The sequence below is a fragment of the Pseudoalteromonas piscicida genome (assembly GCF_002744175.1).
Lineage (GTDB): Bacteria > Pseudomonadota > Gammaproteobacteria > Enterobacterales > Alteromonadaceae > Pseudoalteromonas > Pseudoalteromonas piscicida_B.
In genome coordinates this window covers 23570-39741 of the sequence record NZ_NKHF01000066.1, presented here as the reverse complement: position 1 = coordinate 39741, position 16172 = coordinate 23570, and the positions used below count along the sequence as shown (strand labels likewise).

The window sequence follows — 16172 nt, the reverse complement described above, 5'->3', positions numbered from 1 at the left end:
CTAAATGATAGACGCCACCTTTGAAGAGCACAAATTTGAGATAAAAATCAGGGTTTATTTTCCCCCTAATATGGTGGGTGTCTGGTTTAAATTGTGGTGGGTGTCTGGTTTAAATTTGGTGCGGGAAAAATATCACGCTACAAGCCAGTGTCGGCTTAGCACTTACGACTAAACCAATTAAATATTAGTACCTAGCTTGAGCAAGCTGATAAAAAATGTATCAGCAAAAAACCCTATCTTAAAACTTAGGCTGCCTTAAGATAAGGCTCTTGGCCTTTATGTTTTGCACTACGTTGATAACTTCCTTTGCCTTTTTTGCTTTTTTCAACTTTCGCCTTAAATAGCGGGCTAGTTACCAGTGCTTTTAATGCATTATCTTTGATTTCACCACGCTGGTGCGCATGCTGAACGGTGTGCTTTTTGGTCATCATTTACTCCAAAATACTGTAATGTTGATATTGTTTATGCCGACGATTGCTGCTTCATCGGCTAGCGCGAATATTAACCTAAAGTTTGCAAAGCGCAATGGCTTTAATAGTAAATATTCCGTTTTTTTGACTGTCATTTTAAAGTTAAGTTCATTCGAGACACCTATACTTACACTCAGTTCTACAGGCCAAACAAACCTTCTGTGACAATGACCGATATTAAGATTGCAACTGGGATCACATTACATTATCAAGACGAAGGAGCGCCGCACGCCCCTGTCATTATTTTGATTATGGGTCTAGGTGCACAAATGACGATTTGGCCCGATGAACTTTATTTTGGGCTCGTCAACAAAGGTTTTAGGGTGATCCGCTTTGATAACCGAGACTGTGGCTTATCCAGCCATTTAGATCACCTCGGCTCACCAAGCGTCATCAAAACTATGCTCAGTAAAAAACTCCCGATTCAAGCTTCAGTGCCATACACGCTTGAGGATATGGCAGCCGATGTCGTTGCGCTGATGGCTGCACTGAAGATAAAACGTGCCCACCTTGTTGGCGCTTCTATGGGTGGGATGATTGCGCAAATTGTTGCTACCAAACATAAAAAGAAAGTGGTGAGTTTAACCTCTTTGATGTCGACCTCAGCTTACCCTAAATTTACTGCGGCAAACCTCAAGGTCATGCTTCAACTTGCCAAAGCAAGACCAAAACCAGACTGTCATGACTCTGCTATTCATTATAACGTGAAGCTCAATCAATTGATTGGCAGCCCAGCTTACCCTCAAGATGAAATGGCGTTACATCAACAAGCTAAACAGAGCATTGAGCGCGCCCATAATCCACAAGGGTTCAAACGCCAACTTGCCGCCATTGTTGCAAGTCAATGTAGACGACAAACAGTTGCAAAAATAAAAACTCCAACGCTTGTGATCCACGGCACGGACGACCCTATTTTTCCTGCCACGGCGGGGCAACAAACCGCTGCTAATATTCGTAAGTCAAAGTTAAAATTGGTGAATGGCATGGGACATGACTTCCCGCCGCTACTCATGCAGAAAATTGCCAAATGGGTGGCAAAGCATGTCACCAAAGCAGAGCGTAAGAGATTAAAAAAGAAACAAAAAAAACAAGCCAATGCCAATCTACAAGAAAGAACCTAACGCGAACGGTTTAACCACTGCTGAATCAACACTTGAAATCAACTGCGACTACTCTTTGGCTAAATTCAGACCACAGCAGTCGCCCCTACGCCGACCTCTCCCGAGACATAGACTTTAACTTGATGGCCAGTCCACATGCAAAGTACACCTTCACAATGCCTAAAACAATGAGATGAAAGTTCGGATGAGAAAGAAGATCTAAGTCGTAAATATAAGCAGCTTTAATCTTAACATCCCCATTGGCAATCAATGCTGCTAGCCAGTGATAGATGGCAATACCTTCTTTTATCGCGCCAAGCACAACCAGCGCCATACCGGTTAGAAACAATAAACGACAATACCACAACGCAGTTTCTAAGCCCGGGCATTGTAAATCACGAAATGGAATAAATTTCATTCGAAGGGTTCATGTTAACTAAAAGTGACTAAAGATTATCAATTTGCCGTTCGCAAAGTCCAGTAATAAAAATGCGCGGCAATCAAATAACTGCCACGCAAATGGTTGGAGAAGTATAAATTTAACCAACTAGGGCAAGCAAGATACCTGCGGCAACCGCACTCCCAAGCACTCCGGCAACATTAGGTCCCATTGCATGCATCAATAAGAAGTTGTGCGGGTTACTCTCTAGCCCAACTTTATTAACCACACGAGCCGCCATAGGAACAGCCGACACTCCTGCAGCACCAACAAGCGGATTAATAGGCGTATCGCTAAACTTATTCATGGTTTTTGCCATGATCACACCCGTTGCCGTACCAATACCAAATGCCACCGCACCTAGCCCTAAAATTCCCAGAGTTTCTACTGTTAAGAACTGATCTGCTGCGAGTTTTGAGCCAACTGCCAAGCCTAGAAAAATGGTGGTGATATTAATCAACTCATTCTGTGCAGTCTTACTTAAACGGTCAACCACCCCACATTCTTTCATCAAATTACCTAGGCAGAACATACCCACTAACGGTGTCGCGGCGGGCAAAAACAATATCGTTAAGCCCAGTACTGCTAACGGAAATAAAATCTTCTCCGTTTTTGTTACATGCCGTAATTGCGGCATAGCAATTTGACGCTCTTCTTGGGTCGTAAGCGCTTTCATAATGGGAGGCTGAATAATAGGTACTAGTGCCATGTATGAATATGCAGCAACAGCAATCGCACCCAATAGCTCAGGCGCGAGCTTTGAAGCAAGGAATATCGCGGTTGGGCCATCCGCGCCACCGATAATGGCAATCGCAGAAGCATCTTGAAGCGTAAATTCAAAACCCGGAATAAAGTTCAGTAAGATGGCACCAAACAAGGTTGCGAAGATCCCAAATTGAGCTGCGGCACCGAGCAGCAGCATTTTAGGGTTGGCAATTAGTGCACTAAAGTCAGTCATCGCGCCCACGCCCATAAAAATGAGTAGCGGGAAGACACCACTGTCTATACCAATATCATACACGTAGTACAGCAAGCCACCAGGATCGGCAAGCCCGGCTACTGGAATATTAGTGAGTATGGCACCAAAACCTATAGGCACTAACAAAAGCGGCTCAAAGCCTTTGGCAATTGCAAGATACAATAGTCCACAGCCCACTGCCATCATACATAGCGCAGGCACAGTAAAATTAGCAAGCCCTGTCGCTTGCCACAAATTTAATAACCCTTCCATCATGACATCCTTATGCTAACGACATGATGGCATCGCCAGCACTAACTGCGTCACCTTCCGATACCAGTAACTCGGCCACTCGGCCGCTGTGAGTCGCGCGAACTTCGGTTTCCATTTTCATGGCTTCCATAATGAGTACCACATCCCCTTCTTGCACTTCGTCTCCAGCCCGAACCATGAGTTTGAAAATGTTGCCAGCTAGGGGAGCATTGAGGGTTTCGCTTGAACTCACCGATGTTGACTGGGGAATAAGCTCGCTGTCTTTTACCTGTACTTCTTGTAACTCACCACCGGAGGCCACAACTACGTCATATACTTTACCATCGACTTTTACGCTATAGCGTTCAGGCGCGGATGTACTTTTTTGCGCAGGTGATGTGGTTGTTTTTTGTTGTTTGCTTTCTAGTAATGTTGGCTTTGGTTCAAATGCATCTGGATTATGACGATTTTTAAGAAACTTTAAACCAATTTGCGGGAACAGCGCATAAGTTAGCACGTCATCAATAACATCATCGGCGAGCTCAATTTGTTCATCTTTCGCAGTTGCCACTAACTCACTTTGCAACGTATCTAACTCAGGTTCGATCAGATCAGCAGGACGACATGTTATCGGCTCAGCACCTTCCAACACTCGTTGCTGTAGTGCTTGGTCTACCGCAGCTGGAGTTGCACCATATTCACCTTTGAGTACACCTGCGGTTTCTTTGGTAATAGACTTGTAGCGCTCGCCGGTAAGTACATTGAGTACCGCTTGCGTACCTACTATCTGCGAGGTTGGAGTCACTAACGGCAAGTACCCTAGCTCTTTACGAACGCTTGGGATTTCCTTCAACACCGCATCCAATTTATCCCCAGCCCCTTGCTCTTTGAGCTGATTTTCCATATTCGTTAACATACCGCCGGGTACTTGTGCGGAAAGAATACGGCCATCTACCCCTTTTAAACTCCCCTCAAACGCAGCATATTTCTTTCTAACTTCGCGGAAATAAGCTGCAACTTCCTCAAGTTCAAGTAAATCCAAACCAGTATCACGCTCAGTGCCCTCAACAATAGCCGCAATGGTCTCAGTGGCACTATGGCCGTAAGTCATACTCATAGATGAAATTGCTGTATCCAGCATATCTATACCAGCATCAATGGCTTTTTGATAGGTCGCGGTACTTAAGCCCGTGGTGGCGTGGCACTGCATCGCAATCGGGATCGAGACCGATGCTTTTAGACCAGAAATTAGCTTTTCAGCATCGTATGGCTTAAGCAGCCCTGCCATATCCTTAATGCAAATAGAGTGACACCCTAAATCTTCGAGCTGCTTGGCTTGGGTTAACCACATGTCCAATGTATGAACAGGGCTCACAGTATATGAAATAGTGCCTTGAGCATGAGCACCTACTTTTATCGCTGCTTTAATCGCGGTTTCAAGATTGCGCACATCATTCATCGCATCGAAGATTCTAAATACATCAACCCCGTTGTGGTGCGCGCGTTCAACAAACTTTTCCACTACGTCATCAGCGTAATGGCGGTAGCCCAATAGGTTTTGCCCCCGCAATAACATTTGCTGTTTGGTGTTTGGCATCGCAGCTTTTAGTGCGCGGATCCGCTCCCATGGATCTTCCCCTAAGTAGCGAATACACGAATCAAAAGTCGCTCCGCCCCATGACTCAACAGACCAGTACCCCATATTATCGAGCTTTTCGGCGATCGGAAGCATATCTTCCAAGCGCATTCTGGTTGCAAGTAGTGACTGATGCGCATCGCGCAAAACGAGTTCGGTAAGCTTTAACTGTGACATGCAAAACCCCTATTAATTATTTTTTCTGTAGGTTGCAACGGCAGCGCTGATAGCTGCGATGTGTGCCTGTGGCACGCCCTGTGATGATATTGTTTTGGTTGCTTTTGCTCTGGTTGCGCTAGGCTCAACCTCTTTAAACTGAGCGGCAAAGTTGGCTAAAAGCCGCATAGCAAAAATCAAAATGGACAGAAATACAAATACGCCAACCATACCGGTTAACATTAGGTTTCCTGCTTGCAGTAACTGCGACCCTATATCCATTTTTAACCCCTTACTTGCTATTTGGTTTTGTCATTTCGCGTTAACGATTTGATATAAACCTTCACTTTTCATAGATATTTATTCACCTTATAACAAAAAATGACACACTGTAAAGTCCATTGTAAATTGGTATTACCAAGAAGCTTTACTCACGTACAATCAGCTAGTTAGCCATAAAAACGTCAGTTTTATTGGTAATATGGAGTAATAAATATGAAAAATATTCAAAATAGCATTAAGTAATAGTAAGAATTTATTGAATATAGAACGAATGCGGAGATCTGCAAGTTGAGTTGTAAATTGGACTGACCAAAATGTGACGTTTACGTAAACGTTAAGCTGCAAGGCTTACTTTTATTCACCTGTAATAAATATGTATAAATAAACTCGCAGCAACTATTACCGCTTCCTCGACTCATTTAGGTATAATAGAAGCACTATGATGCTGAAGTATTGATGTATGTCACCACTTGAACAAAATGAAAATTTATCTTTTCAAAGCCAATTTAAGTTAGATAAAGCGTATTACAAAGAGTGTTTTGAAGAATCAGAAGCAAATGGGCTCGCTGTTAAGCCTAAATACGGGCTACTTGTATTGTTGGTTACGTTAGGATTGATTGCGATTTATGGTCTGCAGCAACACTACCTAGGTAATTTTCTTATTTTACTTGCTGTGGTTGAGTGCCTGGCATTTTATTATCGCAAAGCCTGGTGGGTGACTAGACAGTCGTTATCGCGTGCCGCAGGCAACATAGTCGAAGTATCCATTACCAATAAAGGAATTTCGACAAAAGCTACTCATGCCGAGTTTTCTTATCCATTTAATACCTTAGATAAGCTCGAAGAAACCACTCGAGGCTTTTTAGTCTTTCAAAATAATAAGCCCAGCTATATTAGTAAGTCTGGCCTCAGCGAACAAGCGATTGCTTTTTTGTCCGATTGTTCTAAATGAGGAATTTTTAACAACGCTAATATGCTATTTCATCCTTCAAATTGATTAGAGAATCAATTTCAATTGGTATGAACAGAGCCAGAAATAATAAACCCCGCAATTGCGGGGTTTATTTATGCTAGTTGAGCTAATTTAACTAGCATCATAATTCAGTACTAGATCTATTACATATTACCTGGGCTAGACTTCTCAGCCTGGATACGCATGTAGATTTCTTCACGGTGAACTGAAACATCTTTAGGCGCATTTACACCAATACGTACTTGGTTACCTTTAACACCTAGTACTGTTACAGTTACTTCATCACCAATCATCAGGGTTTCACCTACTCGACGAGTTAGTATTAGCATTCTCTTGCTCCTGTTATTCCAAAATTTAAAAGATTCCGCGTCAAATCCATTTTAAATAAAAGTTCCCAGAAAAGTAAGCAAAAACTTCTTTTACTCAGTACTTTCCAATTCGAATTTGGCATGTAAAGCTCGTACTGCTAGCTCTAAATATTTTTCCTCTACCAATGCCGAGATTTTTATCTCTGATGTAGACACCAATAGAGTGTGAATATTTTCTTCGGCCAATGCCATAAAAAAGAGACCAGCAACGCCAGAGTGAGATTTCATTCCGATACCCACAGCTGAGATTTTTGCCACGTTAGCATTAACCTCTATCGTTGCGCCACCTAAATTTTGTGCATGTTGCGCTAAAACCTCTTCCGCCAGAATATAATCATTCGAATGCACAGTAAAAGCATAGTCTATTTTTTTCTCACTGTGGTTCAAATGGTTAATCATATCGACTTCAATATTATGTTCACCTAGTAACGTCAGAATATTAGCTAGATTACTTGCTTTTACGTCAACATTTTTAACTAAGATCAATACCTCATCTTTGACACTGGCAACCCCAGAAACCACCTTGGTATTTTTCACTTTGACTTCCTCATAGCTAATTAATGTGCCGTTACCCGGTGCAAACGAAGACAACACGCGAAGCGGAACATTATAACGACCGGCAGCCTCAACAGAGCGGATCTGTAACACCTTGGCACCAACACTGGCCAACTCCAACATCTCGGGAAACGTAATATGTGACAGCCGTCTAGCATTGGGCTCTATGCGAGGGTCCGTAGTATAAACACCATCAACATCAGTATAGATTTGACACTCGTCTGCTTGCAGAGCGCCGGCAATTTCAACCGCTGAAGTGTCTGTCCCACCTCGCCCAAGGGTTGTAATGTTGCCCTCTTCGTCACGGCCTTGGAACCCCGCAATGATTGAGATCCGGTTGTGTTCTAACTCTTGCCTCAGGCGCGTTGTATCGATATGTGAGATCCGAGCCTTAGAAAACATATTGTCTGTTTTGATACCAATCTGATCGGCGAGTAAACTAACGGCTGAATGCCCTCGTTTGATTATAGCCATCGCCAATAGCGCAATAGAAACCTGTTCACCGGTAGTAATTAAGACATCGAGTTCACGTGCACTGGGGCGAGTATCGATTTGTTGAGCAAGGGAAATAAGGCGATTAGTTTCGCCTGACATTGCAGACAACACGACCACCACTTGGTGGCCTTGCTGCTGAGTTTTAATAACGTGTTCGGCAACTGCCTCAATACGCTCTATTGAGCCTACCGAGGTGCCGCCAAACTTTTGTACAATCAGCGCCACCTGCTGATTACTGCGTTACTTCATTTAACCAAGTAGGAACACTGCTTAGTGCCGTGTCTAGGTTTTCAGGTTGCGAACCACCAGCCTGTGCCATATCTGGACGGCCGCCGCCTTTACCACCGACTTGAGAAGCCATGTGATTAACCAGTTCGCCAGCTTTAACTTGGCCTACTAGGTCTTTCGTTACACCAGCGATAAGGCTCACCTTCTCACCATTAGCGACTCCCAGTGCGATAACCCCAGAACCAATTTTGTTCTTCAGGTCATCGACCATACCGCGTAGCGCTTTTGCTTCTGTGCCAGCAACGTTCGCAACGAGTAACTTGATACCATTTACTTCCGTTACAGAGTCGAGTAGTGATGCCCCCGCAGCACTTGCTAGCTTGTCATTTAGTTGCGCTACTTGTTTCTCTAGTCCTTTTGACTTTTCAAGAAGTGCAGTTACTTTTTCAAGTACCGATGTCGTGTCGCCTTTAACTAACGCAGCTATTTGACCAAGCACCTGCTCTTGCTCATTCACGTAGGCAATTGCATCAGCGCCAGTTACCGCTTCAATACGACGAACGCCCGCAGCGATACCGCCCTCAGAAACAATCTTGAATAGACCGATGTCGCCTGCACGTTTAACGTGTGTACCACCGCATAGCTCAATAGAGTAATCACCGATTGAAACCACACGCACTTCATCGTCATATTTCTCGCCAAATAGCGCCATCGCACCTTTATCTTTAGCAGCGTCGATATCCATCAACTCAGTTTGTAACGCAAAGTTACGACGGATCTCTGCATTAACTGCATCTTCCACTTGCTGCAGCTGCGCTTTGGTTACGCCTTCAAAATGAGAGAAGTCGAAACGAAGGCGGTCTGGTAGTACTAACGAACCTTTTTGCGTTACGTGCTCGCCCAGTAAATCGCGCAGTGCTTTATGCACTAAGTGTGTAGCAGTATGATTTTTCTTCACGCGTTCACGGCGCTCAGCATCAATGCGTGCATCAGCTTTATCATTCACACCAATGCGACCGACAACATGACCATGGTGAGCAAAAGCATTACCTAGTTTTTGTGTATCGGTAACCACAAATTCACCGTTAGCCACTTTAAGCACACCGGTATCACCAACTTGACCACCAGACTCTGCGTAGAAAGGTGTACGGTCAAGTACAACAACGCCTTGCTCGCCATCTTCTAAGGTGTTGGTATGCTGGCCTTCTTTAAAGATTTCGACCACAGTGCCGGTGTAATGCTCAGCATCATAGCCTTTAAAGTCGGTATTTTTATCAGACTTCAAGCGCTCGTTGTAATCGGCACCAAACTTACCAGCCGCTTGCGCTTTCTTACGCTGCTCTTCCATGCATGCCTGAAAACCACGCTCATCGATGGTCATAAAGCGTTCACGAGCAACGTCCGCCGTTAAATCCGCTGGAAACCCATAAGTGTCATAGAGTTTGAATACTAAATCACCCGGGATCACATCGCCTTCAATTCCCTCAAGGTTTTCCTCAAGAATAGCCAAGCCGCGGTCGAGTGTTTTACCAAACTGTTCTTCTTCGATGCGCAATACTTTTTCAATAATCGCCTGTTGCTTAACAAGCTCTGGGTAAGCTTCACCCATTTGCTCAGCAAGTGCAGCCACCAGCTTATGGAAGAACGTGCCTTTTGCACCTAGCTTATTGCCGTGACGAACGGCACGACGAATGATGCGACGCAATACATAGCCACGACCTTCATTCGAAGGCATCACACCATCTGCGATAAGGAATGCGCATGAACGAATATGGTCGGCAACTACGCGCAATGATTTATCTTCTAAATCCTGTGCATCCGTCACCTTTGCAGCCGCTTTGATCAGCGCTTGAAACAGGTCGATTTCGTAGTTTGAATGTACACCTTGCATAATGGCAGAAATACGCTCAAGACCCATACCAGTGTCAACCGACTGCATAGGAAGTGGTTCCATTGTGCCGTCTGCATGACGGTTGTACTGCATAAATACGAGGTTCCAGATCTCAATAAAGCGATCACCGTCTTCTTCAGGTGTGCCAGGAGGTCCACCCCAGATGTGTTCACCGTGGTCATAGAAGATCTCTGAACATGGGCCACATGGGCCGGTATCACCCATTGACCAAAAGTTGTCAGCCGTCGCAATACGGATGATCCTATCTTCTGGCACGCCGACTTGCTTTGACCAAATATCAAACGCTTCGTCATCTTCGTGGTATATAGTGACCAGCAGTTTTTCTTTTGGTAATTTGATAACTTCAGTCAGGAATTGCCACGAAAATTTAATTGCTTCCGTTTTGAAATAATCGCCAAAGCTAAAGTTGCCCAGCATTTCAAAGAAAGTATGGTGTCTTGCGGTGTAACCCACATTTTCAAGGTCATTATGTTTACCGCCAGCACGTACACAACGCTGCGAGCTGGTAGCTCGAGTATATGGACGTTTTTCAGCACCTAAAAAGGCGTCTTTAAACTGCACCATACCGGCGTTGGTGAATAGTAATGTGGCATCGTTACCCGGTATTAACGAGCTTGAAGGCACCACTTGGTGCTGTTGTTTAGCAAAGAAATCTAAAAAGCTTTGCCTGATTTGTGCGGTAGTCATATGCTGCATGTGATCATTCACCCTTTATTGCTTCTTGCTCTGCTGCTGTCTTTGCAGCTTCAATGGCAAAATCTATTTCATCAAAACTAAAGCCACGATAACTCATGTACCGTACTCGCTTTGTTTTTTCTTTGTATTCTAACGGTTGTGCGCAAATACCATACTTTTTTTCATAGGTTTTTGCAGCTTGCATATACCAGTCTATCTCGCGCTCTGCGATTAAGGCATGCAATGTGTCGCGGCTCACTCCTTTTTGCCCAGCATCCAATAGGACGCGCTTCTCTCCTAATCCCTTGGCGATTTGTCGGTTTAGAAAGCTCTCTGCATAGCGGTCATCGTTGACATAGTCGAGTGATTCAAGCCAAGCGACTAGCTGCTGAGCAACCTCTGCTGTTGCTCCTTTTTGTAGCAACTTTTGGGTTAACCCAGCCTGTGAATACTCTTGTCTCGACAACAACCAAACTGCGTAGTTTTTTAGCTTTTTAACTTCTTGTTCGTCCATTACGCGTCAAAACGCCCAGAATCATCCTGCCCAGTACTTGCGCTCTGCTCAATTTGACTCTTGTCGACGATGATTGGCATAAACATCGCTTGGAATGAAACGAAAAAGCCTATCATGGCAACGGGCATGATAATTATTGCCGGGATCATCGACAGCGGAATGGAGGCAACTATCAATGCGGCAATCACCAAACCAAAAATACTCAATGCGGCCATATTATGATAAAACGCCGCTAACGAGCACTTCATAGCATGAAAAATTCGTTTCTCGCCTTGGAAAAATACTTGGGGTACAACAAAAGCAAACGCCATCATTACCACCGATTGTGCACTCACAAATAGCGCGACTTCAGCAAAGCCAATGTTCCCGGCAATCAATTGGATCAGCTCATCTGGGCTCGTATTTGGCCCAACACTTTCAAGTGCTGTTGCAACGTCACTGAATAATACGCCTGCAACCATAGTCAACAAAAGTGCGCCTGCCATTTGATAAATGCCAACGCGAAATAGGTTCAAGCGGCGACCTTTTGCGGCAAACGGTTCAATAATATCGGCAAGTTTAATTGCTTTGTTGGTCTGTTTGTTTATCACTGCAAGATAAAAGCCGGCACTTAAAAAAGGCCCTGATAAGGCAGCAACAATTTGGAGGACTGGTGCAAGTAGTGGCAACAAACTAACTACAGCCATAAAAATATACATCAGCATAAAGGTCAATGGCTGGGTTTTAAAAATTTCCCATCCTGCTTTTAACCATTGAATGCCCATGCTGGCTTTGAATGTTCTAATTGGTGTCGACATAGTCCACTTAATTTAAGCTATAACGTCTTTGATTATACTGATTACCGTGTCGAGTGAAAAGGCATGAAAGGCGGATTTGTCAGCGCTTTTTAGCATATTTGAAACAAATACAGGTTGTCGAGTTATCTCTTCGCACAACTTGAGTTTGATGGGGTGATAGTTAGTACCGCGGTGTCGTGTTACAAGCCAACCGGAGGAGTGACCTAGTTGGCTCGTTTACTATAGCGTAGCGGCTTAGATATATTACTCTGCTTTTGAAATCTTTTTAATATCTAGCATATGTGCGCCATGTTGAATTTTGGTTTTAAGGTAATGCTCGTTACCAGAAACACCCGCTTTTACATGCGCTTGTGTGCCAATCACTTCATCAACGGTAATACCGGCACTTCTTAGTGCTTTTAGCTTTCTTGGGTTATTTGTCATCAACTTCACATGTTCCAAGCCTAGTGCTTGTAACATCAGTACCGCATCGGAGAAGTCTCTTAAGTCATCTTCAAAGCCCAGATGATTATTTGCTTCATAGGTATTCATGCCTTGAGATTGCAAAACGTAAGCATCAATTTTGTTGTACAGGCCAATTCCACGACCCTCTTGGCGTAAGTACAGCAAAATACCACCTTGCTGATGCATTGTTTCAATACATTCATTTAGCTGCTCACCGCAATCACAACGCGAAGAATGGAAGACATCGCCAGTTAGACACTCTGAATGCATACGGATAAGAGGAACTTGCTGTTCATCAGCTCTGTTAAATACCAAGGCAACATGCTCTTGGCCATCTTTTAGCCCCGAAAAAGAAATAATTTCTGCAGGGATATTACTGTGCTGCCCTACATTCAGCTCGACTCTCGCTCTTACTTCTGCCACGTCTTAATCTTGCCTAATGTGATAATATAACAATATGCTACCATAAATGAGATATGGTGTCTTTAACTACATTATACAAGGCTGAGCGTGACATCGCATTGGTAAAAACCAAAAATCAAACTAGGCTGTATAGAAAGGAAGACAAACTCTATATTCTCTCATGCGCTCTGTGTTTATCGTCTTATTGTTTATAACATGCAGTAGTTATGGCGCTGATATTGACTTCAGCGGCTTTGCCACGCTTAAAGCCGTTAAAACAGATTCACATACGGCGAAGATCCGAGAGAGTATTTCTCAGCCTCATGGTGTCACAAAAGATGAACTGGACTTTTCTTTCTCGTCTTTAGGCATACAAGCACAGTGGCAGGCCAATGAAAATCTACAACTCGTTGGGCAGCTATTGCTTAAAGAGCAGCACCATGATCGTGTTAACAATGCCATCAAGCTTGCTTTTTTACGCTACAACATAAACTCCAACTGGCAAATTCGCGCGGGGCGAACTGGACTCGATCTCTTTTTAATGACGGAATATCGCGATATTGGCTACTCCATGGACATGAACATGCGCCTGTCGAATTTTACTCTATTATCCCCCATCAAAACCTAGACGGGATAGATTTCCAATACCGAGCCCCACTCTCAGAAGGAATCGCCAGTATTAAAACTTTTTGGGGACGATCAGAGGCCCCTATTTATAGTGATAACGATTTTTTTTGGAACGTCGAGCTAAAGTCTATATTGGGAGTCGCCTTACAATACGAAACCCTTAACTGGTTGTTTAGGGCCAACCATACCACCACTAAATCTGCTAACGAACATGCACAGCAGCAACAACTGCGTGACGCCTTAAATCAAGTTCCACAACCGTTATGGCCGACTAAAGACGCACTCATCGACTCCTTAAAAATAATAAATAAGCGCTTTAAATACAGTGCATTGAGCATGCGATACGATAACTCTAGCTGGCTCATGCAAAGTGAAATTTCATTAACAGATTCTAACTCGAGTGTATTGAATCACCTAAAAGCCGGATATGTTACTTTAGGCAAACGCTTTGATATGAACACAATATCCATCACCTACTCGGTGGCTAAGTCTGACAATGAGCCAAAAGTAGAACCTGGGCCTATAGCGCCGCTTCCTGAGCTGCTCGCACTCTACGAAGCCGCTTCTATGCACTCTGGTTTTTATCAACTTGACCAAAGTAGCACGTCCATCACGTGGCGCCACGAACTGAGCCCAACCTTAGCATTAAAGTTAAATTTGAAGCACACTAAGACAAATCACTTACCGAGCGCATTCTACCTCCATCACTTGGATAAGCTAACTAAGCCCGATCTCTCGTTTAACACCTTTACTGTTAGTTTTAATTGGGTGTTCTGATGAATCGGCTACTGTTTACGCTGACAATTTTGACATCTTACCCGCTAAGTGCCAGCGCTGATATCGCCGTTATCGTCAACAAAGACAATCCTGTTGAGTCAATTTCGCAACGTCAACTTATTGATATGTACATGGGCAAATATGTTGCTTTTCCGAATGGAGAGATGGCCATCACTTATGATTATGAGAAGTCACATCCGCTCCGGAGCCCATTCTTTTTAGCATTAACGGGCCGCAATGAGAGTCAAATTAATGCCTATTGGTCGCGAATTAAGTTTAGCGGCAAAGTGTCACCTCCACAGTACTTTTCATCTCCGTCAGCTATACTTGAAAACATTGTCAATACGCCAAATGCCATTGGGTATATTCCAAAAGAGTTGGTGACTGGCGACGTAAAGGTAATTTATCACTTTGATGACTAGATACGGTTTGATTGTTCGACTGATGATGATACTTCTGGTGTCGACGTTCATTTTTTCAATGCTTTATGCCAAGTTATATCATGACCATATATTCGAGCGTGAGCTGGAACGGTCAAGCACAATTGTTGGCCAGATTGGCCAAACCGTCTCTACCTCTTCTTCCATTGCCACTTACCTCAACGATAAAGACCTCGCTGTAGAAGTTATTAATGGCCTGATCAGTAATGATGTCATTTCCTCCGCGGCGATAAAAAGTGAAGAAAAGTGGCTGGCACAAAGCGTTGGGTTTAAGGCCGAGCACGCCATGATCATTAAGCTCAACCATCCTTTTTTGTTCAGCGAGCTGGTTGGGGAAATCTATATTCAGCCTAACTCTTTATTTATTGAGCAAAATGCTAGGGAGATTGCCCGCTCTAGCGTAAAAACGTTAATGATTGTGATTGTGCCCATTTTATTTATATTCACAATCGTTACCCACTTTTTGGTGACGAAGCCGCTAAGCGCACTCAGTACGCAAATAGCCAAAGTTATTCCCGGTGTACCATTAGAGCTCTCAATCCCCCGCGGACACGAATCCAGCGAGATTGGTGATATAGCAACCAACACCAATCAATTGATTGCTAAAACAGCAGCAATGTTCGAACAAGAGCGACAGCTAAGGACCAATATAGAAGTGCTAGAAAAGCGCTTCAGACTCATGTTTGAACGTTCATCGTCACCAACTTTATTAGTAAAGGATAAAGGCGAAGTGCTCCTAGCTAATGATGCGGCCTGCGACTTACTTGCTGGTATGGGCATAGATTTAGATGAGTTTTTTCCAGAAAGCTTTGGTCGCTACTGTCAAACTCCAGACATTCTTTATACCTTTACGGAGCACACGCTCGAGCTCAATCAGCCAACCCAATCTGAGTTTGAGTTTCTCAATCCATTAACAGAGCAACCAGTCTGGCTTAGTATCATCATGTTAAGATTAGAAAGTGGTGGACAACTCTACTTACAGATTTTTTTATCCGATATCACGCTTAGAAAAACCGTGTTTCAAGAGCTTCATAAGAAAGCCAATCGTGACAAACTCACAGGCCTCTATAATCGCCATGGCACTGAAGTCAAAATAGATGAGTGGATGAATGATGAAACCCCATTTAGCCTTTTTATTATTGATTTAGATGAGTTTAAGCCAATCAATGATATTTATGGTCACAACGCCGGCGATGAAATGTTAAAGCACGTTGCAAACCGGATCAGTGCGCAAGTCAGAGAGCAAGATATCGTTTGTCGCTGGGGAGGTGATGAGTTTTTAATTGCACTTCACTGCATCAAAGAAGAAAAGCTACAACGCATCGCGGAAAGTTTATTAGTGGCTATCAATACAGAAATGCAATGGCAAACCAAGGAAGGTAAAACCGTCTCCCTTAAAGTGGGAGCAAGTATCGGAGTATCGAGTTACCCAAATGATGCAACAACACTAAGCCAGCTTATTGAATGTGCGGATGTGGCTATGTATGCCGTTAAAAATGACAAAAAAAATGCTTTTCAACTTTATAATTCACAGTCGAAGAGCTAAGACCTTTTGAAAAACTATCATCACAATAAACATTACCAGATCCTTAGTTGTGACGCATAATAAAAGGGAAAGCCTATGTAACATAGTTATTCTATGTGAGCTAGGTGATAAAGACTTTGTGATCCT

The 16172-nt window shown here is 43.6% G+C and carries 17 protein-coding genes; 6 read left to right on the top strand and 11 right to left on the bottom strand.

The window, feature by feature from the left end; all coding sequences use genetic code 11:
• Positions 1-245: 245 nt before the first annotated feature.
• Entirely contained in the window at positions 246-428 is a 183-nt protein-coding gene (locus CEX98_RS14620; protein WP_099642787.1) for an alternative ribosome-rescue factor A, read from the bottom strand.
• A gap of 209 nt (positions 429-637) precedes the next feature.
• Here CEX98_RS14620 and CEX98_RS14615 point away from each other — a divergent pair, with 209 nt between their 5' ends.
• A complete protein-coding gene (locus tag CEX98_RS14615) occupies positions 638-1591 on the top strand; it encodes an alpha/beta fold hydrolase (protein ID WP_099642786.1) in 954 nt (317 codons plus the stop codon).
• A gap of 85 nt (positions 1592-1676) precedes the next feature.
• Here CEX98_RS14615 and CEX98_RS14610 read toward each other — a convergent pair whose 3' ends face one another.
• The 4 genes from CEX98_RS14610 to CEX98_RS14595 form a co-directional block, all read right to left on the bottom strand.
• Positions 1677-1988 (bottom strand): hypothetical protein, encoded by a 312-nt coding sequence (locus CEX98_RS14610; RefSeq protein ID WP_099642785.1) that lies wholly within the window; start codon positions 1986-1988, stop codon positions 1677-1679.
• Between the two features lie 121 nt (positions 1989-2109).
• Entirely contained in the window at positions 2110-3240 is a 1131-nt protein-coding gene (locus tag CEX98_RS14605) for a sodium ion-translocating decarboxylase subunit beta (protein WP_099642784.1), read from the bottom strand.
• A gap of 10 nt (positions 3241-3250) precedes the next feature.
• Positions 3251-5032: a sodium-extruding oxaloacetate decarboxylase subunit alpha gene (oadA, locus tag CEX98_RS14600; protein WP_099642783.1), complete on the bottom strand. Its 1782-nt coding sequence runs from the start codon at positions 5030-5032 to the stop codon at positions 3251-3253.
• A gap of 12 nt (positions 5033-5044) precedes the next feature.
• Positions 5045-5293, bottom strand: coding sequence for an OadG family protein (locus CEX98_RS14595; RefSeq protein ID WP_099642782.1), 249 nt, complete (start codon positions 5291-5293; stop codon positions 5045-5047).
• A 460-nt stretch (positions 5294-5753) separates the two neighbouring features.
• On the opposite strand from CEX98_RS14595, the gene CEX98_RS14590 reads away from it, so the two are divergent.
• Complete coding sequence (locus tag CEX98_RS14590; RefSeq protein ID WP_099642781.1) at positions 5754-6245, top strand: hypothetical protein; 492 nt, start codon at positions 5754-5756, stop codon at positions 6243-6245.
• Between the two features lie 164 nt (positions 6246-6409).
• On the opposite strand, the gene csrA is transcribed toward CEX98_RS14590, so the two are convergent.
• From csrA to CEX98_RS14560, 6 genes are all read right to left on the bottom strand, one after another.
• Entirely contained in the window at positions 6410-6595 is a 186-nt protein-coding gene (gene csrA / locus CEX98_RS14585) for a carbon storage regulator CsrA (RefSeq protein WP_010375935.1), read from the bottom strand.
• Between the two features lie 90 nt (positions 6596-6685).
• On the bottom strand, positions 6686-7909 hold the full coding sequence (locus tag CEX98_RS14580) for an aspartate kinase (RefSeq protein ID WP_099642780.1): 1224 nt from the start codon (positions 7907-7909) through the stop codon (positions 6686-6688).
• A 7-nt stretch (positions 7910-7916) separates the two neighbouring features.
• Positions 7917-10520, bottom strand: coding sequence for an alanine--tRNA ligase (gene alaS, locus CEX98_RS14575; protein ID WP_099642789.1), 2604 nt, complete (start codon positions 10518-10520; stop codon positions 7917-7919).
• A gap of 4 nt (positions 10521-10524) precedes the next feature.
• A complete protein-coding gene (locus CEX98_RS14570; protein WP_099642779.1) occupies positions 10525-11013 on the bottom strand; it encodes a regulatory protein RecX in 489 nt (162 codons plus the stop codon).
• Complete coding sequence (locus tag CEX98_RS14565; protein WP_099642778.1) at positions 11013-11810, bottom strand: BPSS1780 family membrane protein; 798 nt, start codon at positions 11808-11810, stop codon at positions 11013-11015. The genes CEX98_RS14570 and CEX98_RS14565 overlap by 1 nt, the downstream gene beginning before the upstream one ends.
• 243 nt (positions 11811-12053) lie before the next feature.
• Positions 12054-12677: a GTP cyclohydrolase II gene (locus CEX98_RS14560; protein WP_099642777.1), complete on the bottom strand. Its 624-nt coding sequence runs from the start codon at positions 12675-12677 to the stop codon at positions 12054-12056.
• A gap of 169 nt (positions 12678-12846) precedes the next feature.
• Between CEX98_RS14560 and CEX98_RS23295 the strand changes: the two genes are divergently transcribed.
• From CEX98_RS23295 to CEX98_RS14540, 4 genes are all read left to right on the top strand, one after another.
• Complete coding sequence (locus CEX98_RS23295) at positions 12847-13284, top strand: hypothetical protein (RefSeq protein ID WP_242441717.1); 438 nt, start codon at positions 12847-12849, stop codon at positions 13282-13284.
• Between the two features lie 131 nt (positions 13285-13415).
• Positions 13416-14060, top strand: coding sequence for a hypothetical protein (locus tag CEX98_RS23290; protein ID WP_242441716.1), 645 nt, complete (start codon positions 13416-13418; stop codon positions 14058-14060).
• A complete protein-coding gene (locus CEX98_RS14545) occupies positions 14060-14482 on the top strand; it encodes a hypothetical protein (RefSeq protein ID WP_099642776.1) in 423 nt (140 codons plus the stop codon). The genes CEX98_RS23290 and CEX98_RS14545 overlap by 1 nt, the downstream gene beginning before the upstream one ends.
• A 37-nt stretch (positions 14483-14519) precedes the next feature.
• Positions 14520-16046, top strand: a complete 1527-nt coding sequence (locus CEX98_RS14540; RefSeq protein ID WP_242441715.1) for a sensor domain-containing diguanylate cyclase — start codon at positions 14520-14522, stop codon at positions 16044-16046.
• Positions 16047-16172: the final 126 nt, after the last annotated feature.

Coding starts and splice junctions, on each gene's coding strand:
- CEX98_RS14605 (WP_099642784.1), bottom strand. CDS start 3,240: ATGGAAGGGTTATTAAATTTGTGGCAAGCGACAGGGCTTGCTAATTTT.
- CEX98_RS14565 (WP_099642778.1), bottom strand. CDS start 11,810: ATGTCGACACCAATTAGAACATTCAAAGCCAGCATGGGCATTCAATGG.
- CEX98_RS14615 (WP_099642786.1), top strand. CDS start 638: ATGACCGATATTAAGATTGCAACTGGGATCACATTACATTATCAAGAC.
- CEX98_RS14570 (WP_099642779.1), bottom strand. CDS start 11,013: ATGGACGAACAAGAAGTTAAAAAGCTAAAAAACTACGCAGTTTGGTTG.
- CEX98_RS14610 (WP_099642785.1), bottom strand. CDS start 1,988: ATGAAATTTATTCCATTTCGTGATTTACAATGCCCGGGCTTAGAAACT.
- CEX98_RS14620 (WP_099642787.1), bottom strand. CDS start 428: ATGACCAAAAAGCACACCGTTCAGCATGCGCACCAGCGTGGTGAAATC.
- CEX98_RS14590 (WP_099642781.1), top strand. CDS start 5,754: ATGTCACCACTTGAACAAAATGAAAATTTATCTTTTCAAAGCCAATTT.
- csrA (WP_010375935.1), bottom strand. CDS start 6,595: ATGCTAATACTAACTCGTCGAGTAGGTGAAACCCTGATGATTGGTGAT.
- oadA (WP_099642783.1), bottom strand. CDS start 5,032: ATGTCACAGTTAAAGCTTACCGAACTCGTTTTGCGCGATGCGCATCAG.
- CEX98_RS14545 (WP_099642776.1), top strand. CDS start 14,060: ATGAATCGGCTACTGTTTACGCTGACAATTTTGACATCTTACCCGCTA.
- alaS (WP_099642789.1), bottom strand. CDS start 10,520: ATGCAGCATATGACTACCGCACAAATCAGGCAAAGCTTTTTAGATTTC.
- CEX98_RS14595 (WP_099642782.1), bottom strand. CDS start 5,293: ATGGATATAGGGTCGCAGTTACTGCAAGCAGGAAACCTAATGTTAACC.